Here is a 20,363-nt window from a genome sequence, read left to right as displayed (position 1 = left end):
AAATAGAAAAATTACAGTTGTACGTTTGGTTTGCAAAATAAGGCATATTTTTACTGTTTTTTTCACATCATATGAAAGCGATTCAATATTATCAGCAAACAGGAGGTTTTCTTACGTGAAAGAATCTGAAGATAGAAATAACCGTCAGGAAGAGAATGAAGCAGCCAATACAGAAGTAAAAAATGCAGAAGGAACCAGAAAAGAAAATCTGGAAGAGAAAAAAACGGAAAAGGATATTGAACAAAAGGAAGATCAGAAGCTGGAAGAATATGGCCAGATGACCCTTGATGATAATGAGGGGAAACGTAAAATTCATCTGCTGACCATTATCGGTGAGATTGAAGGACATGAGAATCTCTCCAGCAACAGCAAAGCCACCAAATACGATCATGTCCTCCCAAAGCTTGCAGAAATAGAAGATGATGACTCAGTGGAAGGGTTATTAGTTCTTTTAAATACTTCAGGAGGAGATGTAGATGCGGGATTAGCCATTGCGGAGATGATTGCATCCTTAAGTATTCCCACAGTCTCACTGGTTCTTGGAGGCAGCCATTCCATCGGAGTTCCTCTGGCAGTAAGTACCAATTATTCCTTTATCGTTCCCACCGGAACCATGATGATCCACCCGGTGAGAATGACCGGTATGGTAATCGGAGCTTCCCAGACCTATGAGTATTTTGAAATGATACAGGATCGGATTTTAAGCTTTGTCTCCAATCATGCAAAGATTGCTTATGATCAGCTAAAAAGGCTTATGCTTAATACGGAAATGCTTACCAGAGACTTAGGTACGGTACTGGTAGGCGAGGAAACAGTGAAGGAAGGTCTGATTGATGAAGTAGGCGGAATTAAAGATGCGTTAAAAAAATTATATGAACTGATGGAAACTGCTTCCTCTTAGCCGTTGCAATTCTCCCGTTTTTTTTGTATACTGATACCAATGGATAGAAGGGGGAAGTATTGTGCCTGAGACAACAAAGAAGAAGACAACAGCTAAAAAAGGGACAAAAACAAAAAACGGGAGAGCAGGAAACACCAGATCAAGGAAGAATGTGGTTTTGCCGGAACCGGAATTTATCCACTCAGAAGTCGTGATTATTATGTCATTTGCCGCTGCGGCCATTTTGTTTTTAAGCAATTTTCATTTATGCGGAATGGTAGGTGATTTTTTCCGCAGCGTGCAGCTTGGTATATTTGGCGGAATTGGATACATTGCACCGGTATTGATGTTTGCAGGAATCGCATTCTATATTTCAAACCAGGGAAACCCGAGAGCAGTATTTAAGCTGGTCTCATGTGTTTTGGCGCTGGTTTCTTTGTGTGGTTTTTTGCAGCTGCTTTTTGGTGTGAATACAGGAGAGAAAACGGGACTTTTGAATATTTATCTGGAAGCTTCTGTCAGCGGAAAAGGAGGAGGCCTGATCGGCGGTTTACTTGCAGAGGGGCTTGTTTCCATAATCGGAGTGGTGGGAGCTTATCTGGTAACTCTGGTTCTGATCATCATTTCACTGGTCTGCATTACAGAAAAATCCTTTGTGAATATTGTAAAGACAGGAAGCGGAAAGGCGTATCACCATGCGAAAGAGAACATGGACATGCATATGGAGATTCACGCACAGCGCCAGGAACTTAGAAAACAACTGAAAGAAGAACAGAAACTCCGTGGGGTCAATTTAGATGCCACCAGGCTGTCCGCTGTCCAGGAAGAGGAAATTCCGGATAAACCAGATTTTGAGCGGGATCTCTATGAGGAAGAGGAACATACTGGTATCGGTGATATTGCCGATGAGATTGATTCACAGACCAATAAGCTGACAGCAGTCACAGCGGTTGAAACAGAAGAACCAAACCCGGCTGACGTATTCAGAGGAAGCATTTCACCGGAACCGGATGAGGATGACGATGATTCTGTTCCCTTTGAACCAGATGATATCGTGACTCCGTACAAACGAAGTTCGGATGAGGCTTCCTTCTATATGAAGAAGGATGTCAGAACTCTTAAGGAAATGGAACTTGTAGAGGATGATTTCTATCCGGAAGAGCCAGAGCCGCAAGAGCCGGCAATCAGAGAGACATTCTCCATACCAGAGGAGCCCAAACAGGTGGTAACTGCTTCCGGCAAGATCATTGAGACCGACACAGAGGCTCTTCAGAAAAAACTGGAGAAGAAACGGGAAGAATCGCAAAAAGACGATGATTTTAATGTAAGCAAACAGATGATTCAAAAAAAGGAAATTGTGAAACAGGAATATAAGTTTCCACCTCTTTCGCTGCTTAAAAAAGGCAAAGCAGCGGTTTTTTCTGACCGGGAATACAAAGAAACAGCCATTAAGCTGCAGAAAACACTGCAGAATTTCGGTGTGGGAGTAACGGTGACCAATATCAGCTGCGGACCTTCCGTAACCAGATACGAACTCCACCCGGAGCAGGGAGTAAAGGTAAGCAAAATTGTAAGTCTTGCTGATGATATTAAGCTAAGTCTTGCAGCCGCAGATATACGAATCGAAGCGCCCATTCCGGGGAAATCAGCAGTGGGAATTGAAGTGCCCAATAAAGAAAACAATATGGTGTATTTAAGAGATATTCTGGAGGCGGACGGCTTTCAGAAGCACTCCTCCAATATTGCTTTTGCAGTGGGCAAGGATATCGGCGGACAGGTTGTGGTAACGGATATTGCCAAGATGCCCCATTTACTGATTGCAGGAGCGACAGGCTCCGGTAAGTCTGTCTGTATTAATACCCTGATTATGAGTATTATTTTTAAAGCGGATCCTGACGATGTGAAGCTGATCATGGTGGACCCCAAAGTGGTGGAATTAAGTGTTTATAACGGGATCCCCCACCTGCTTCTTCCGGTTGTGACTGATCCGAAGAAGGCATCGGGAGCATTAAACTGGGCGGTTGCGGAGATGACAGACCGTTATAATAAATTTGCCCAGTATAATGTCAGAGAGATTAAAGGCTACAACGCGAAAGTGGAAAGCTTAAAGGACATTGAGGATGAAAACAAACCCCAGAAGATGCCTCAGATCGTAATTATTATCGACGAGCTTGCTGATTTAATGATGGTAGCTCCAGGGGAAGTCGAGGATTCCATCTGCCGCCTTGCCCAGCTGGCCAGAGCAGCAGGAATCCATCTGGTAATTGCCACACAGCGTCCGTCTGTCAACGTTATTACCGGTCTGATTAAAGCGAATGTGCCGTCAAGAGTGGCGTTTGCCGTTTCTTCCGGTGTAGATTCCAGAACCATTATTGACATGAATGGTGCGGAGAAGCTTCTTGGAAAGGGTGATATGCTGTTTTATCCTGCCGGTTATCCAAAACCCATGCGTGTGCAGGGTGCATTTGTTTCCGATTCGGAAGTTTCCAAGGTTGTGGACTTTCTAACGGAACAGGGAATGACACCGGATTACAATCCGGAAGTGGAGAACATGATTGCCTCTGCGCCAACCGCTGCAGATTCCAAAGGCGGCGGAAGTGACCGGGATGAATATTTTATCCAGGCAGGCAGATTCATCATTGAAAAAGACAAAGCTTCCATCGGCATGCTGCAGAGGATGTATAAAATCGGATTTAACAGGGCTGCAAGAATTATGGATCAGCTTGCGGAAGCCGGCGTGGTAGGAGAAGAAGAAGGAACCAAGCCCCGTAAGGTGCTTATGACCATGGAAGAATTTGAAGAGGCGTTTTAGCAAGACGGGAGAGTAAAAAACCATTGCTTACATATAAGGAGGATGATACGTATGAAAACAGATATTGAGATCGCACAGGAAGCAACGATGATACCAATTAAGGAAGTGGCAGCATCCTATGGGATTGCAGAGGACGATTTAGAACTTTACGGCAAATATAAAGCAAAGCTTTCCGATGAATTATGGGAGCAGGTAAAGGATCGTCCGGATGGAAAACTGGTTCTTGTTACCGCAATCAATCCCACACCGGCGGGAGAAGGGAAAACCACCACTACGGTAGGGCTTGGACAGGCATTTGGAAAGATGGGCAAAAAGGCGATGATAGCCTTAAGAGAACCATCCTTAGGACCCTGCTTTGGAATCAAGGGAGGAGCTGCCGGCGGCGGATATGCCCAGGTTGTTCCCATGGAAGATTTAAATCTTCATTTTACCGGAGATTTTCATGCTATTACCTCTGCGAACAATTTACTTTCCGCCCTTCTTGACAACCACATTCACCAGGGCAATGCTCTTGGAATCGATACAAGGCAGATTCTCTGGAAGAGATGTCTGGATATGAATGACCGGGCATTAAGAAATATAGTGGTAGGACTTGGCTCAAAAGCGGAAGGGTTTGTAAGAGAGGATCATTTCGTGATTACGGTTGCTTCTGAAATTATGGCAATTCTCTGCCTTGCAGATGATATGAATGATTTAAAAGAACGGTTGGGACGAATTATTGTTGCATATAATTATTCCGGAGAGCCGGTGACTGCAGCTCAGTTAAATGCAGTAGGCGCCATGGCGGCCCTGCTTAAGGATGCGCTGAAACCCAATCTGATTCAGACTCTGGAGCATACCGGTGCAATCGTACACGGCGGTCCGTTTGCCAATATCGCCCACGGCTGCAACAGCGTGCGTGCCACAAAGACCGCTTTAAAATTAGCGGATGTAGTTGTGACTGAGGCTGGTTTCGGTGCGGATTTAGGTGCAGAAAAGTTCCTGGATATTAAATGCAGAAAAGCTTCCTTAAAACCGGATGCCATTGTTCTGGTAGCCACTGTAAGAGCGTTAAAATACAACGGCGGCGTACCAAAAGATCAGCTGAAAGACGAGAATTTAGAAGCTTTGAAAAAAGGAATCGTAAACCTTGAAAAGCACATTGAAAATATGCAAAAGTACGGCGTTCCCGTTGTCGTAACCCTGAATTCCTTTGTGACAGATACGGAAAACGAATATCAGTTTGTTAAGAATTTCTGTGAGGAAAAAGGCTGCGAATTTGCTTTGTCCCAGGTTTGGGAAAAAGGCGGGGAAGGCGGAATCCAGCTGGCAGAAAAGGTTCTTGAAACACTGGAAAACAAAACCAGTCATTTCGCACCCATCTATCCTGACGACATGAGTCTTGAAGATAAGATCAGTACCGTTGCCAGAGAAATTTACGGGGCAGACGGAGTGACCTATGCGCCATCCGCTTTAAAATCCATCAGAAAATTTGAAGAGATGGGATTTGGCAGCCTGCCGGTGTGCATGGCTAAAACACAGTACTCTTTATCTGATGATCAGACAAAGCTGGGCCGTCCCCAGGGGTTTGAAATAAATGTACGGGATGCTTACGTCAGCGCCGGTGCTGGATTTGTTGTTGTTTTAACAGGCGCCATTATGACGATGCCTGGTCTGCCGAAGAAACCGGCAGCTGATAGTATTGATGTAAATAATGAGGGAGTAATCACAGGATTATTCTGATTTGGAGGTTTTTATGAAGTTTAGTCAGTGGCTTAAGGATCTGGATTATGAATTATTGCAGGGGAATCCTGATGTGGAAGTAGAAGATGTGGTCTATGACTCCAGAAAGGCCAGAAGCGGTGCAGTATTTGTCTGCACCGTAGGCACCAGAGTCGATTCCCATGATTTTATAGCGGAAGTGGTGGAAAAAGGAGTGACTGTTCTTGTTCTGGAACGCAGAGTGAGCGTACCGGAAGGAGTGACTGCCATATTCGTACATAGTGCCAGAGAAGCACTGGCTGTGTTGTCTGCCGCCAGATTTGATTATCCAGCCAAACGTATGGTGACCATTGGGGTGACCGGCACAAAGGGAAAGACCACCACCACCCATATGATAAAGGCCATTTTAGAGGCATGCGGAAAGAAAGTGGGGATGATTGGAACCACAGGGATTGTCATCGGAGAGAAGGTGACTCCCACGGCTAATACAACACCGGAATCTTACCAGCTTCACCAGGCGTTTTATCAAATGGCAGAAGAAGGCTGTGAGTATATGGTTATGGAAGTGTCCTCTCAGGCGTTTAAGATGCACCGGGTGGATGGTCTGACATTTGACTATGGCTTATTTACCAACATTTCCCCCGATCACATCGGACCGGATGAACATGAGAATTTTGAAGAATATTTATATTACAAGTCATTGATTTTTCAGCGTTCCAAAGTGGGCATTATGAATGGGGATGACGAACATTTTAAGGAGGCGGTTAAGGATGCGTCCTGCAAGCTTTATTCTTTTTCCCTTGACCAGGAAGGAACCAGCTTTAAAGCTGAGAATATCCGCTATGTAGCCCAGTCTGATTTTGTGGGACTTGAATTTGATGTAAAGGGAATCTATGAACTGGCTGTCCGTGTCAACATTCCCGGCAGATTCAATGTTGCCAATGCTCTTGCTGCAGTCAGCGTTTTAAGTTTTTTAAATCTGCCCAAGGAAAAGATCTGTCATGGGCTGGAGCATCTAAGCGTAAACGGAAGAATGGAAATCGTTTATTCCTCTGAAAGATGTACCGTTATTGTGGATTATGCCCATAACGCAGTCAGCATGGAGAGTCTTTTAAAGACGCTGAGAGATTATAATCCAAAACGTCTGGTCTGCGTTTTTGGCTGCGGAGGAAACCGCTCCAAAGACCGCCGCTATTCCATGGGCGACAGTGCGGGCCGTCTTGCAGATTTCACCATTCTGACAGCGGATAACTCCCGTTTTGAGAAAACAGAAGACATCATTGCAGATATCAGAAGCAGTATTTCAAAAACGGAGGGAACTTTTATTGAGATCCCTGACAGAAGAGAAGCCATTCGTTACGGCATTTTACATGCAATGCCCGGCGATATGATTGCTGTAATTGGCAAAGGCCATGAAGACTATCAGGAAGTGAATGGGGAACGCCATCATTTTTCTGACAGGGAAGAAATCTTAAACGTTGTACAGAGTACTGAATTTCTTGACAGACTGAGTAAATAGAAATTGCCATAAGAAAAAGAATGCCGGAGGCCGTTGAGGAAATGTGGCTTTCGGCTTTTCCACGGAAGATGGCAGGAATGTGCGCAGGAAGCGGACATGGAACGGAGGAATCATGGTAAATATGACAGGTAAGGAAATACTTGCAGCTACAGGCGGAACACTTCTTTGCGGAAGGGAGGATACGGTTTTAGAACACATCAGTATCGATTCCAGAACCATGAAGGGAAATGATTTATTTGTACCAATTATCGGGGAAAAGGTGGATGCCCATCGTTTTATTGATCAGGCATTTGAACATGGCGCAGCAGCTGTTTTAACCAGCGAGCATGATGTTATGGAATCAGAAAAGCCCTGGATACGGGTTGACGATACGAAAAAGGCGCTTCAGGCAGTGGGGAGTTTTTACAGGGATCGTTTATCTCTTCCCCTCATCGGCATTACAGGAAGCGTAGGTAAGACAACTACCAGAGAGATGGTGGCATGTGCGCTTTCTTCCCGTTATCAGGTTTATAAAACTCCAGGTAACAGCAACAGCCAGATTGGGCTTCCCATCACTCTTTGCGAAATCACACCAGAAGATGAGATTGGCGTGATCGAACTGGGAATGAGTGAACCGGGAGAACTCACCGTGATTGCCAGAATCGCCAGAATCCATATGGCTGTTATAACCAACATCGGAGTGGCGCATATCGAACAGCTGGGATCAAGAGAAAACATATACAGAGAAAAACTGACTATCCAGGATGGCCTTTGTGAAAACGGAATTCTCTTTTTAAACGGAGACGACGATATGCTAAAAGATACAAAAGCAAAGGAAGGCTGTAGAACGATTTTCTATGGAACTGGAGAAAATAGTGATTACAGAGCGGTTGACATCCATTTGGAAGATGGATTCCCTGTGTTCACGGCAGTGCATAACCAGCAGAAAGTCTCTGTACGGTTATCTGTAATGGGAAGCCATAATATTTTAAATGCCATGGTATCTCTGGCGGTTGCGGCAGAAAACGGGATTCCAATGGAAGAAGCGGCAAAGTCCCTGATGAGCTTTAATGGATATAAAAACCGCCAGCAGATTTATGATACTGGTACCTTCACCGTAATTGATGATACTTATAACGCCAGTCCGGTTTCCATGAAAGCGGGGCTTGAAGTTTTAAGTTCTATTACCAAAGCAAAAAGAAAGATTGCCGTACTGGCTGATATGAAGGAGCTGGGAGACCGTTCACCGGAATATCACTACGAAATTGGTACATATATTGCAGCACATCCGGTTGACTGCGTGGTAACACTGGGAGAACTGGCAGGAGAAATCGCCAGAGCAGTAAGGGAGAATGCACCGGAAATTACAGTAAAAGAATTTATGGAACAGGAACCGCTAACCGCTTATTTAAAGGAAGAATTAAAGACGGGTGACTGTGTGCTGTTTAAAGGATCTAACAGCATGAAACTGGGGCAGGTAGCAGAACAGTTTCATTAACCAGTCCGCCTCTGGAGGAAATGAATGTCAGGAACATATGCCAGGATCATTATTGATATTTCTCACGAAAAAGTAGACAGAACCTTCGATTACCGGATTCCCCAGCATTTATGTCAGGAGATTACAGTAGGAACCAGGGTTCTGATTCCTTTTGGCAAGGGGAATACCATGCGTAAGGGATATGTGGTGGGAATTACGGCCAAGGCCAGTTATGATCCGGATAAGATAAAAGAAATCGGAGGAATCGTCACGGATGGGGTATCGGCGGAATCGAGGCTGATCACTCTTGCGTGGTGGTTAAAAGAACAGTATGGCTCTACCATGAATCAGGCACTGAAAACCGTGCTTCCGGTCAAACAGAAGGTAAAGCCAAAAGAAAAGAAAATCATAAGAAGTCTTTTAAACCGGGAACAGTTAAGCAGTGCATTAAGGGAAGCGGAAAAAAAGAGTTACAAGGCAAGAGTCCGGCTTTTTTTGGCACTGCTTGATAATCCTGTGATTCCATACGAAATTGCAGTAAATCAGATGAACCTTTCTGCATCGGCAATAAAGCCTTTGATTGAAAAGGGTGATATTTGTCTTGAATCGGAAGAAATTTACCGCAATCCCATTCAGATAGACAGTCAGGAAGAAAAAAGACTCCGCTTAAATACTGGGCAGCAGATCATTGTGGACAGTTTTAACCGGGACTATTCAGAAGGCAAACGGGATACGTATCTGATCCATGGAATTACCGGCAGCGGCAAAACAGAAGTTTATATGGAATTGATTCAGCGCGTTATTGAAGATGACAGGCAGGTTATTGTTCTGATTCCTGAAATTGCACTGACCTATCAGACGGTGATGCGGTTCTACGGCAGATTTGGAAACCGGGTTTCCATTATTAATTCCCGTTTGTCAGCAGGAGAACGTTTCGATCAGTTTGAACGTGCGAAAAATGGCGATATTGATATTATGATCGGTCCAAGATCCGCTTTATTTACCCCGTTTTCCAGGTTGGGGCTGATTCTTATCGATGAAGAGCATGAAGGTGCTTATAAAAGTGAAACAGTACCAAGATATCACGCCAGAGAGGTTGCTGCGAAGCGGGCACAGATGGAGGACGCATCTTTGGTGCTGGGCTCTGCAACCCCATCTCTGGAAGCTTACACAAAGGCCCTGAGGGGAGAATACCAGTTATTTCGTCTCACGGAACGGGCAAAGAAGGACAGCAGCCTGGCTGAAGTATCGGTTGTGGATCTGAGGCAGGAGTTAAAGGATGGAAACAAGTCCATATTCAGCAGAAAACTGCAGATGCTGATGGAAGAACGGCTAAGGAAAAAAGAGCAGATCATGTTGTTTATAAACCGCAGAGGCTATGCCAATTTTGTTTCCTGCCGTTCCTGCGGGGAAGCCATACGATGCCCTCACTGTGATGTAACACTGACACTGCATAACAACAGCCGGCTAGTCTGCCATTACTGCGGACATACCATTCCTATGCCATCGAAATGTCCCTCCTGCAGTTCCCCCTATATTGCAAACTTTGGAGTGGGAACACAAAAGATTGAGCAGATGACAAAGAAGATGTTTCCCCAGGCCAGAATTCTGCGTATGGATTTGGATACCACAAAAGAAAAGGGCGGACACGAAGCCATACTGTCAGCCTTTGCCGAACATGAGGGTGATATACTCATTGGTACCCAGATGATTGTAAAGGGTCATGATTTTCCTGACGTGACCCTGGTGGGGGTAATGGCAGCTGACTTATCCTTAAACACGCCGGATTACCGGTCTGGAGAGCGGACGTTTCAGCTTCTTACCCAGGCTGCTGGCAGAGCTGGCAGGGATGCTAAGGCAGGAGATGTGATTATTCAGACCTACAGCCCGGATCATTACAGCATTGTTACAGCTGCCAGTCAGGATTACGAGGCGTTTTATAAGCAGGAGATGGCGTTTCGCCGCCTGATGAAATACCCCCCTGCAAGCGGCCTTTTAACCATTCAGTTCTCGTCACGCAATGAGTCCGTTCTCACGGAAACAGCTGCCGCTGCAGGGGCATTTGCAACTGCAATAGGAGAGCCGGAACAGGTTCAGCTGATCGGGCCGGTAGAGGCATCTGTATACAAAATTAATGATATATATAGAAAAATTTTATACTTGAAACAAGAAAACTATGATATACTAATTAAAATCAGGGATCAAATTGATGGTTTTTCAGAAAATCATCCTGAATTGTTTGAACAAGTCTTGATCCAATATGATTTTTCGTAAATGAGAGGACAAATAAAATGGCGATTAGAAAAATTAGAACCATTGGAGATGAAATTTTAAGAAAAAAATGTAAACCTGTGAAGGAGATCACACCAAGAATTACCGATTTAATCAAAGACATGTTTGAAACCATGTATGAGGCCAATGGCGTAGGTCTTGCAGCTCCCCAGGTAGGAATATTAAAGCAGATTGTCGTCATTGATGTGGAGGATGGCAATCAGTACGTTCTCATTAATCCGGAGATTATTGAGACAGACGGAGAACAGACCGGACCAGAAGGCTGCTTAAGTGTGCCTGGAAAATCCGGAACTGTTACCAGACCAAATTATGTGAAAGTTAAGGCATTTGACGCTGATATGCAGCCATTTGTGCTGGAAGGAGAAGAACTCCTTGCCCGTGCCATCTGCCACGAATGCGATCATTTAAGCGGTGAGCTGTTTGTGGATAAGGTAGAAGGAGAAATTGAAGACGTGACTCTGGAAGAAGAGGAAGAGGAGGTTGAGGAATATTGATGAAAGTCATATTTATGGGAACTCCTGATTTTTCGGTTCCTGCCCTTTGTGCACTGGTAGAGGCAGGGCATGATGTAATGGCGGTAGTGACCCAGCCGGATAAACCAAAGGGAAGAGGAAAAGAAGTTTCTACGACACCGGTAAAGGAAAAGGCGCTGGAATATGGAATTCCCGTTTATCAGCCGGTGAAGGCAAGAGATCCTGAATTTGTAAAAATACTGAAAGATTTAAACCCGGATGTGATGGTGGTCGCCGCTTTCGGACAGCTTCTTCCAAAAAGCATTTTAGATATTCCCAAATTTGGCTGTATTAATATCCATGCGTCCCTTCTTCCCAAATACCGTGGTGCATCCCCTATTCAATATGTGGTAATAAACGGGGAAGAGGTAAGCGGTATCACGACCATGATGATGGCAGAAACTCTGGATACTGGAGATATGCTTGATCAGGAAGTTGTTGTTTTGGACAAAAAAGAGACTGGCGGAAGCCTTCATGAGAAGCTGAGCCATGTGGGTGGAAAGCTTCTTATTAAAACTCTGAAAGATATAGAAGACGGTACTGCTGTTTTAAAAAAGCAGGATGAGTCACAAATGTGTTATGTGGGAATGATTAAGAAAAACATGGGTGATATCGACTGGTCCATGGATGCCGTCTCCATCGAACGGCTGATTCGTGGATTAAACCCCTGGCCAAGTGCTTACACAGACTGGGATGGAAAAGTAATAAAACTTTGGGATGCAGATGTGGTGGATCAGGAATATGAAGGCGTCTGCGGCCAGGTAGTGGAAACCGGAAAGGATCATCTGGTGGTGAAAACCGGCAAAGGCGGATTATCCATTAAAGAACTTCAGCTGCAGGGAAAGAAGCGGATGGAGATCGGCGCTTTTTTACGGGGTTACCAGATCGAGAATGGAACTGTTTTTAAACATATGTAAGGAATACAGACAGTATTTTCGGGAAAGGAGAATCTGATTATGTATTATGGTGGAATGATGGGGTATTATATGGACCCCACCTGGATTTTTGTAATCATTGGTGCGTTGTTATCCATGGCTGCATCTGCCAGGGTGACCAGTACTTTTAACAAGTATTCCAAAGTAAGAAGTATGTCCGGAATGACAGGGGCAGAGGCTGCGAAGCGCCTTTTAAATTCCCAGGGTATTTATGATGTTCAGGTAAGACCGGTCAGCGGAAGACTGTCCGATCATTATGATCCCAGAACGAAAACCGTTAATTTATCCGATTCAGTCTATGATTCAACTTCCGTTGCAGCAATCGGTGTGGCGGCTCATGAATGCGGACATGCCATGCAGGATAATACGGGATATGTGCCTTTGAAGCTGCGAGGTGCCATTGTTCCTGCCGCGAATATCGGTTCTCAGGCTGCGCTGCCCATTATTTTACTGGGATTCTTTATCAGCGGTGCAGGCTCACCTTTAGTAAATATTGGTTTGATTTTGTTTTCACTGGCTGTTTTATTTCAGCTGGTTACACTCCCTGTTGAGTTTAATGCCTCAAGGAGAGCAGTGGTTTTACTGGGACAGGTGGGGATTCTGGGAGATGAAGAACTGTCTCACACAAGAAAAGTGCTTGGAGCAGCGGCTCTTACCTATGTGGCAGCACTTGCGGCAACGGTACTTCAGCTGCTGAGACTTGTTATATTATTTGGAGGAAGAAGAGATAATGACTAAAGACACAGACAGCAGGGAGATTGTACTGGATGTTCTTATGGAAATATTAGAACATTCTGTATACAGCCATATAATCCTGCGTCAGGCCTTAAATAAATACCAGTATCTGGATAAAGCAGAACGTTCCTTTATAACCAGGACTGTTGAAGGAACAGTGGAATACTTAATACAAATTGATTACGTCATTGACTTTTTCTCTTCAACAAAGGTAAAAAAGATGAAGCCGGTCATCCGCAGCATTCTGCGGATGTCGGTTTATCAGATTTTATATATGGACCGGGTCCCGGATTCCGCTGTATGCAATGAGGCAGTAAAGCTGGCTGCCAAACGGAAATTCGTTGGTCTGAAAGGATTTGTAAATGGTGTTTTGAGAAACATTTCAAGAAATAAAGAAACTCTGGCCTGGCCGGATGACAGTGTTCGTTATTCTGTTCCTTCCTGGATTGTCTCCATGTGGAATCAGGATTATGGTAAGGAAACCACAAATACGGTTATGGCCTCATTTTTAGAAAACAGTAAAACCATAGTACGCTTAAACAGCTCAAAAGCGGAGAAAGATGAGATTCTTTCCAGTCTGAGGAAACAAAACGTACAGGTGGCAGAGTCGGTCATTTCAGAAGATATGGTCATTTTAGAAAAATTTGATTATATGGAAGGTCTGGAAGCCTTTCAAAAAGGATACATTCAGGTCCAGGATATCAGCTCTGCTCTTGTGGGAGAAGCAGCTGATCCCAAAGAAGGAGATTTTTGCATTGACGTCTGCGGTGCACCAGGAGGAAAGAGCATCCATCTGGCAGATAAGCTGAGTGGAACCGGTATGGTTGAGGTAAGGGATTTAACGGAATATAAGGTGAGTCTGATACAGGAGAATATTGACCGTTGTGGTTTTGACAATATCAGGGCAAAGGTATGGGATGCATTGGTTCCTGATTCTGATTCCGTGGAGAAAGCAGATATCGTGCTTGCTGATTTACCCTGCTCCGGTCTTGGTATTCTGGGAAGAAAACCTGATATTAAGTACAGGGTCAAGCCTGAGAATTTAGACGAACTGGCTTCTCTGCAAAGGGAAATCCTCTCAGTTGTACAGGCATATGTAAAACCAGGCGGTAAGCTTATATTTAGTACCTGTACCATAGATAAAAAAGAAAATGAAGAAAATTTTGCATGGTTTTTAGAGAACTTTCCATTTCAGGCGGTTGATCTGGAGGATAAGTTCAAAGACCAGTTTCAGATAGATTCTTTGAAACATGGATATATGCAGCTTTTGCCGGGAATTCATCCATGTGACGGATTTTTTATCGGTGTATTACAAAAAAAGGTAGAATAAGATGGAAAGAACAGATATTAAATCTCTTAATCTGGAAGAACTGACGGCTTTCCTGGTGTCTGCCGGAGAAAAGCCCTTTCGTGCGAAACAGCTGTACGAATGGATTCATCAGAAACTGGCGGCCAGCTACGATGAAATGACTAACCTTCCAAAAACTTTGAAGGAAAAACTGTCTGAGATGGCAGAGCTTCCTTCTCTTACTGTTGTAGAAGAAAAGATCTCGCAGATAGACGGAACGAGAAAGTACTTATTTGGTCTTTCCGACGGCAATGTGATTGAAAGCGTACTGATGAAATACAAGCACGGCAATTCCGTGTGCATCTCCTCTCAGGTTGGATGCCGCATGGGCTGCCGCTTTTGTGCATCCACACTTGACGGACTTGAACGAAATTTAAGTCCGGCTGAGATGTTAGATCAGATTTACCGGATTCAGAAGATTACTGGTGAACGGGTATCCAATGTCGTAGTCATGGGTTCAGGAGAACCACTTGACAATTATGAAAATCTGGTGCAGTTTATCCGCCTTCTCACTGATGAGAATGGCTTAAACATCAGTCAGAGAAATCTAACGGTTTCCACCTGCGGAATTGTGCCTGGAATTTTAAAACTGGCTGAGGAGAAGTTTCAGATCACTCTGGCTCTTTCCCTCCATGCGCCAAATGATGAGGTGCGTAAAAGTCTGATGCCGGTAGCCAACCGGTATCCTCTTGCAGATGTACTTATGGCATGCCATACTTATTTTGAAAAAACAGGAAGAAGAATTACATTTGAATACAGTCTGGTAAGCGGCGTAAATGACAACTTAAAAGAGGCCTCTGCACTGGCGTCTCTTTTAAAAGCCCAGCATGGACATATCAATCTGATTCCGGTCAATCCCATTAAGGAACGGGATTATGTGCAGTCAGACAGGAAAGCAATTGAGGCATTTAAAAATCTCCTTGAAAAAAACGGAATTAATGTTACTATTAGAAGAGAAATGGGCAGGGATATTAATGGCGCCTGCGGACAGCTTAGGAAAAGTTTTTTAAATCAGGAGTAAAAGGAAGTGAGAATATTACGATGAAGGCTTGTGCTATGACGGATACCGGAAGAGTCCGTTCGGCAAACCAGGACTATGTTTTTTCCTCAATTGAGCCTGTGGGTGTGCTGCCCAATCTGTTTCTTGTTGCAGATGGCATGGGAGGGCATCAGGCTGGAGACTATGCTTCCAGGTTTATTGCCGAAAATCTGGTGGCTCATTTTAAGATGGCAAACGACACCGGAACGGTAGCGGTACTGAAAGATGGAATTGAAAAAGTGAATCAGTTACTGTATCAGGAATCTAAGAAAAAGCCGGAATTAAACGGCATGGGTACCACTCTGGTCGCTGCTGTAGTTGAGGATTCAACCATGTATGTGGCGAATGTGGGAGATAGCCGCCTTTACTTAATCCGTAATCAGCTGAAACAGATTACAAGAGACCATTCTTATGTGGAAGAACTGGTATCATTGGGCCAGCTGGAACGGGGAAGCAAGGATTATCGGGAAAAGAAGAATATTATAACCAGAGCTGTTGGGACGGAAGATAAGCTGGAGATTGATTTTTTTGAAGTCAGCCTGGAGCCGGGAGATTATATACTTTTATGTTCTGACGGGCTTAGCAATATGCTGGAAGATGCTGAAATAGAGGAAATCATATGCTCGGAACTGGAGCTGCCGGAGAAGGCAGAGAAATTAATTACAGTAGCCAATGATAATGGGGGGAAAGACAATATTGCTGTTGTTTTAATGGAACCTCAGCTTGGCAGGGAGGGAAGCTTATGATTTTAAGACCGGGGACATTTTTACAGGACAGATATGAAATACTGGAACAAATCGGTTCCGGAGGTATGTCAGATGTGTATAAGGCCCTGTGCCATAAATTAAACCGCCTGGTTGCCATTAAAGTATTAAAGGAAGAATTCAGTTCTGACAGTAATTTTGTCGGTAAGTTTAAAATGGAGGCTCAGTCAGCGGCCAGACTTTCCCATCCGAACATTGTTAATATTTATGATGTTGTGGATGAGGGTGATCTTCATTTTATTGTAATGGAATTAATTGAAGGAATTACATTAAAAAATTATATTATAAAAAAAGGCTGCCTTGATATTAAGGAAGCCATCGGCATTGCCATGCAGGTTGCACAGGGAATTGCAGCAGCCCATGAGCAGGGGATTATTCATCGTGATATCAAGCCCCAGAATATTATTATTGCAAGAGACGGAAAAGTCAAGGTGGCAGATTTTGGTATTGCCAGAGCGGCGTCTTCCCAGACTATGAGCGCAACAGCAGTAGGATCGGTTCACTACATATCGCCGGAACAGGCGCGTGGAGGTTACAGCGATGTGAGAAGTGACATCTATTCACTTGGTATCACATTATATGAGATGGTTGCCGGCAGAGTGCCCTTTCAGGGAGATAATACGGTTACAGTAGCTCTGGCGCATTTAGAATCTGTGATTACGCCGCCCAGTTATTTTAATGAGATGATTCCGGTGGCATTAGAAAATATCATATTAAAGAGCACAGAGAAAAAGCCGGAATACCGATATTCCAATATGTACGAAGTGATTTCAGACCTCCGTAAGGCTCTGGTTAACCCAAACGGGGATTTTGTACAGAACCATCCCCCTGTGGATGATTCACAGACCGTTATTATCGGGAAACCGGAACTGGAGCAGATCCGTTCCGGCCGTAAGCCTCAGACAGAGCAGCCGGTAAAACGTGCCCCCAAAGGCCAGGAGTATGGTCAGAAATACCAGTCATCGTCCAATTACGACGAAAAGCCGGGATCTGGCAGAAACAGAAGAAATAATAATGACGAGGATATCAATCCCAAGATTGAAAAGCTTTTAACTGCGGCAGGAGTGGTGACTGCCATTATTATTGTTGTAATTCTGGCAATTGTATTTTCCAAAGTGAGCGGATTATTCCGTTCCGGATCCGGAAAAGAAACGGTTGCAACTACAGTTGCCCCCACGGAAGAGACTCTCAGCGAAAAGCAGGTGAAAATGCCTGATGTCAGTGGTCTTGATTCTGAAACCGCAGAAAAGAAGTTAAAGGATAACGGCGGTCTGTATATGAAAATCAGTGAATATGAGTATTCAGATACAGTGGATAAGGGAGATGTGATTTCCCAGGATCCAAAGGCGAATACGATTGTGGATAAATACTCTGCTGTCTATGTGGTAATCAGCAACGGACCTGAGAAGGCCTCCGTTGACTTGAAAAAACTGGAACTTGAATCCATGGATACCGCTTCTGCAAAGTCTCTGCTGGAAGGCAAGGGACTGGTTGTCAATGTAGAACAGAAAAACAGCGATACCGTAGCGGCAGGTAAGGTTATCAGTTATAGCCCGGCTGAGGCAAAAGAGGGTGAAACCATTACCCTGTTTTCCAGCAGCGGACCGGCACTGGTCAATCCGGTTGCTGTGCCCAATCTGGCAGGACAGACACAGGAGGTTGCAGTAGAGATGCTTGCTGACGCCGGACTGGTTCAGGGAACCGTTACCGAAGCTTCTTCTGAGACGGTGGCAAGAGGCAATGTCATCAGTCAGTCTGTTGCGGCGGGAACTCAGGTGGAATCAGGAAGTGCTGTGAATTTTGTAATCAGCACAGGAAACGGACAGGAATCCAAGTATAAATATCTGGCGTCCATTGACAAATCCTTCTCCCTCCAGAACATTATTGGTCCGGGATCAGGAAGTACCCAGCTGACATTAAAAATCCAGCTGAGACAGTCTGTAAATGGACAGGATACCGTTCGGGAACTCATGGGACCCACCACATTAAAAGGGGATCAGATGCTTCCGGTTTCGTTTAAAAATATAGAAGGTGCCTATAATGTAACAAGCGGGTCAGTAGAAATTGTAAATGTGGAAACAGGTGAGGTGGTTAATTCTTACGCAATTACCTTTGTAGCTGTTCCCCAATCCTAAGGAAGCGTATATGACAGGAAAAATATTAAAAGGGATTGCTGGATTTTATTATGTCCACAGTAAGGATGGGAATCTTTACGAATGTAAGGCCAAGGGAATATTCCGGAACAGAAATGTGAAACCTCTTGTAGGAGATGATGTGGAGATTACCGTTCTTGATGAAGCAGAGCAAAAAGGAAACATTGAAGAGATTCTGCCCAGAAAAAATGCCCTGGTGCGCCCTGCGGTTGCCAATGTGGATCAGGCACTGGTTGTGTTTTCCATTACTCACCCGGAACCTAATTTCAATCTGCTGGATCGTTTTCTGGTAATGATGGAATCCCAGGATGTGCCCGTTCATATCTGCTTTAACAAAATTGATCTGTCAGAACATGAAAAAATGGCAGATCTGCGTAAGATGTATGAAGCGGCCGGTTATCCCGTTTATTTTACAAGTATTTATGAGAATAAAGGAATTGGTACTGTGAGAGATATTCTTGCAGGAAAAACCACGGTTCTGGCCGGACCATCCGGTGTTGGCAAGTCATCCCTGACCAATCTGCTTTATCCGGAAGCAGAGATGGAAACCGCACGGATCAGTGAAAAGATCCAGAGGGGGAAACATACCACCAGACACTCGGAGTTATTTGGAATTGGCAACCAGACCTACATGATGGATACACCCGGCTTTAGCTCCATGTATTTAGAGGACATGGAGTGCGGCCGCTTAAAGGAATATTTTCCTGAATTTGAGCCCTATGAGCCGGACTGCCGATTTTTGGGCTGTGTGCACATTGGCGAAAAAGTCTGCGGCGTAAAAGATGCCGTCACAGAAGGAAAAATCAGTCAGAGCCGTTATGATAATTACCGGCTTCTGTATGAGGAACTGAAAGAAAAAAGGAGATACTAACATGCTTATACTTGCCCCCTCAATCTTAGCGGCAGACTTTAAAAATCTTGGACAACAGGTGACCGATACTGCAAATGCGGGAGCCCGGTATATTCATCTCGATGTAATGGATGGCGCGTTTGTACCCAGCATTTCATTTGGAATGCCGGTGATTGCCAGCCTTAGAAGCTGCACAGACCGTATATTTGATGTTCATATGATGGTGGAGGAGCCAGGACGTTATATTTCAGATATTAAAGCGGCTGGTGCAGATTTAATCTGCGTTCACGCGGAGGCATGCAGGCATTTAGACAGGACGGTTAACCAGATTAAGGAAGCCGGACTGAAAGCCGGGGTTGCGTTAAATCCTGCCACCCCACTGTCTGTTCTTGACTGTATTTTGCCAGAACTGGATATGGTGCTGATTATGACTGTGAACCCGGGATTTGGCGGACAGAAATTTATACCGTACACATTGGAAAAGGTAAGAAATCTGCGCTCGATGATAAAACAGCGGGGACTGGAGACTGATATACAGGTCGATGGTGGTGTTACCTGCGATAATGTAAGAGATCTCATTGAAGCAGGTGCCAATGTTTTTGTAGCAGGATCTGCTGTATTTAAAGGTGACGCAGCAGCCAATACCAGAAAATTTTTGGATATTTTTGAGGAATATGAAAGGTGAAAGAACGGACTGGATTAATCGTTACGGGAGGAACCATAGATTTTGATTTTGCCAGGACTTTTCTGGCAGATCAGGCCTTTGATAAAATCATTGCAGTTGATGGAGGTCTTACAGCCCTGTCACAGCTCGATTTAAAGCCGGATGCGGTAGTGGGTGATTTTGATACTGTGGAAGAATCGGTTCTTTCCCAATACCGGAGCTTTTCAGGTGAGATTACATGGGACATTCACAAGCCGGAAAAGGATGAGACAGATACAGAGCTGGCTATTTCTACCGCCATGAATTTAGGATGCAGAAAACTTGTGCTTCTGGGAGCGACGGGAGGCAGGCTTGATCACTTTATGGGCAATCTTCATCTGCTTTATTTCTGCTTAAAGCAGGGAGTGGATGCTTCCATTGTAGACCCGAAAAATTACATTACCATTTTAGATAAAGGAAGAGTATTCGAAGCGGAAAAAATGTGGGGGACTTATATCTCCTTTCTTCCGCTGAGTATGGAAGTAAAAGGGATTACTCTTACGGGATTTAAATACCCTCTGACGAAAAAAGATATTTCCATAGGGACAAGCCTTTGTATCAGCAATGAACTGAAAGGAGAGTCTGGTTCCATTGAATTTGATTCCGGCGTACTGATCTGCGTGGAATCCCACGATTAAACTGGTATGGTTTAATAAGTCAAAAC

General features: G+C 44.4%; 16 protein-coding genes. All 16 read left to right on the top strand.

The genetic code is table 11. The annotated features are described in order from the left end of the window. The first annotated feature begins 208 nt into the window (after window positions 1-208). Complete coding sequence (locus tag BXY41_RS14220) at window positions 209-901, top strand: ClpP family protease (RefSeq protein ID WP_207715626.1); 693 nt, start codon at window positions 209-211, stop codon at window positions 899-901. A gap of 61 nt (window positions 902-962) precedes the next feature. After that, window positions 963-3,692, top strand: a complete 2,730-nt coding sequence (locus BXY41_RS14215; RefSeq protein ID WP_341457840.1) for an FtsK/SpoIIIE family DNA translocase — start codon at window positions 963-965, stop codon at window positions 3,690-3,692. 51 nt (window positions 3,693-3,743) lie between these two features. Beyond that, window positions 3,744-5,414, top strand: coding sequence for a formate--tetrahydrofolate ligase (locus tag BXY41_RS14210; protein WP_104437524.1), 1,671 nt, complete (start codon window positions 3,744-3,746; stop codon window positions 5,412-5,414). Between the two features lie 13 nt (window positions 5,415-5,427). Beyond that, entirely contained in the window at window positions 5,428-6,912 is a 1,485-nt protein-coding gene (locus BXY41_RS14205) for a UDP-N-acetylmuramoyl-L-alanyl-D-glutamate--2,6-diaminopimelate ligase (protein WP_104437523.1), read from the top strand. Window positions 6,913-7,024: 112 nt separating this feature from the next. After that, complete coding sequence (locus BXY41_RS14200; protein WP_104437522.1) at window positions 7,025-8,389, top strand: UDP-N-acetylmuramoyl-tripeptide--D-alanyl-D-alanine ligase; 1,365 nt, start codon at window positions 7,025-7,027, stop codon at window positions 8,387-8,389. 24 nt (window positions 8,390-8,413) lie between these two features. Beyond that, window positions 8,414-10,642, top strand: coding sequence for a replication restart helicase PriA (gene priA / locus BXY41_RS14195; protein WP_104437521.1), 2,229 nt, complete (start codon window positions 8,414-8,416; stop codon window positions 10,640-10,642). A gap of 17 nt (window positions 10,643-10,659) precedes the next feature. Continuing rightward, the gene (def, locus tag BXY41_RS14190) at window positions 10,660-11,154 is read left to right on the top strand and encodes a peptide deformylase (RefSeq protein ID WP_104437520.1); all 495 of its coding nucleotides are present in this window, start codon (window positions 10,660-10,662) and stop codon (window positions 11,152-11,154) included. Beyond that, entirely contained in the window at window positions 11,154-12,089 is a 936-nt protein-coding gene (fmt, locus tag BXY41_RS14185; protein WP_104437519.1) for a methionyl-tRNA formyltransferase, read from the top strand. The genes def and fmt overlap by 1 nt, the downstream gene beginning before the upstream one ends. A 39-nt stretch (window positions 12,090-12,128) precedes the next feature. Then, a complete protein-coding gene (locus BXY41_RS14180; protein WP_104437518.1) occupies window positions 12,129-12,845 on the top strand; it encodes a zinc metallopeptidase in 717 nt (238 codons plus the stop codon). After that, a complete protein-coding gene (gene rsmB, locus BXY41_RS14175) occupies window positions 12,838-14,172 on the top strand; it encodes a 16S rRNA (cytosine(967)-C(5))-methyltransferase RsmB (RefSeq protein ID WP_104437517.1) in 1,335 nt (444 codons plus the stop codon). The genes BXY41_RS14180 and rsmB overlap by 8 nt, the downstream gene beginning before the upstream one ends. A gap of 1 nt (window position 14,173) precedes the next feature. Next, the gene (gene rlmN / locus BXY41_RS14170; RefSeq protein WP_104437516.1) at window positions 14,174-15,211 is read left to right on the top strand and encodes a dual-specificity RNA methyltransferase RlmN; all 1,038 of its coding nucleotides are present in this window, start codon (window positions 14,174-14,176) and stop codon (window positions 15,209-15,211) included. Between the two features lie 20 nt (window positions 15,212-15,231). Then, complete coding sequence (locus tag BXY41_RS14165) at window positions 15,232-15,975, top strand: Stp1/IreP family PP2C-type Ser/Thr phosphatase (RefSeq protein WP_104437515.1); 744 nt, start codon at window positions 15,232-15,234, stop codon at window positions 15,973-15,975. After that, window positions 15,972-18,128 carry a Stk1 family PASTA domain-containing Ser/Thr kinase gene (gene pknB, locus BXY41_RS14160; protein ID WP_104437514.1) on the top strand — a complete coding sequence of 719 codons (2,157 nt, stop codon included), beginning with the start codon at window positions 15,972-15,974 and terminating at the stop codon, window positions 18,126-18,128. Before BXY41_RS14165 ends, pknB begins: the two co-directional genes overlap by 4 nt. A 10-nt stretch (window positions 18,129-18,138) precedes the next feature. Next, window positions 18,139-19,017, top strand: a complete 879-nt coding sequence (gene rsgA / locus BXY41_RS14155) for a ribosome small subunit-dependent GTPase A (protein ID WP_104437513.1) — start codon at window positions 18,139-18,141, stop codon at window positions 19,015-19,017. Between the two features lies 1 nt (window position 19,018). Beyond that, a complete protein-coding gene (rpe, locus tag BXY41_RS14150; RefSeq protein WP_104437512.1) occupies window positions 19,019-19,681 on the top strand; it encodes a ribulose-phosphate 3-epimerase in 663 nt (220 codons plus the stop codon). After that, on the top strand, window positions 19,678-20,337 hold the full coding sequence (locus BXY41_RS14145; protein WP_104437511.1) for a thiamine diphosphokinase: 660 nt from the start codon (window positions 19,678-19,680) through the stop codon (window positions 20,335-20,337). Before rpe ends, BXY41_RS14145 begins: the two co-directional genes overlap by 4 nt. Window positions 20,338-20,363 lie beyond the last annotated feature (26 nt).

The organism is Lacrimispora xylanisolvens (assembly GCF_002934545.1).
Classification (GTDB): domain Bacteria; phylum Bacillota; class Clostridia; order Lachnospirales; family Lachnospiraceae; genus Lacrimispora; species Lacrimispora xylanisolvens.
Note: the sequence above shows the minus strand (reverse complement) of the source record. Positions and strands in the feature narration are given on the sequence as shown.

Excerpts from the sequence above, each read along its gene's own strand:
- BXY41_RS14210 (WP_104437524.1), top strand. The coding sequence starts at position 3,744 with ATGAAAACAGATATTGAGATCGCACAGGAAGCAACGATGATACCAATT.
- BXY41_RS14205 (WP_104437523.1), top strand. The coding sequence starts at position 5,428 with ATGAAGTTTAGTCAGTGGCTTAAGGATCTGGATTATGAATTATTGCAG.
- BXY41_RS14200 (WP_104437522.1), top strand. The coding sequence starts at position 7,025 with ATGGTAAATATGACAGGTAAGGAAATACTTGCAGCTACAGGCGGAACA.
- priA (WP_104437521.1), top strand. The coding sequence starts at position 8,414 with ATGTCAGGAACATATGCCAGGATCATTATTGATATTTCTCACGAAAAA.
- def (WP_104437520.1), top strand. The coding sequence starts at position 10,660 with ATGGCGATTAGAAAAATTAGAACCATTGGAGATGAAATTTTAAGAAAA.
- fmt (WP_104437519.1), top strand. The coding sequence starts at position 11,154 with ATGAAAGTCATATTTATGGGAACTCCTGATTTTTCGGTTCCTGCCCTT.
- BXY41_RS14180 (WP_104437518.1), top strand. The coding sequence starts at position 12,129 with ATGTATTATGGTGGAATGATGGGGTATTATATGGACCCCACCTGGATT.
- rsmB (WP_104437517.1), top strand. The coding sequence starts at position 12,838 with ATGACTAAAGACACAGACAGCAGGGAGATTGTACTGGATGTTCTTATG.
- rlmN (WP_104437516.1), top strand. The coding sequence starts at position 14,174 with ATGGAAAGAACAGATATTAAATCTCTTAATCTGGAAGAACTGACGGCT.
- BXY41_RS14165 (WP_104437515.1), top strand. The coding sequence starts at position 15,232 with ATGAAGGCTTGTGCTATGACGGATACCGGAAGAGTCCGTTCGGCAAAC.
- pknB (WP_104437514.1), top strand. The coding sequence starts at position 15,972 with ATGATTTTAAGACCGGGGACATTTTTACAGGACAGATATGAAATACTG.
- rsgA (WP_104437513.1), top strand. The coding sequence starts at position 18,139 with ATGACAGGAAAAATATTAAAAGGGATTGCTGGATTTTATTATGTCCAC.
- rpe (WP_104437512.1), top strand. The coding sequence starts at position 19,019 with ATGCTTATACTTGCCCCCTCAATCTTAGCGGCAGACTTTAAAAATCTT.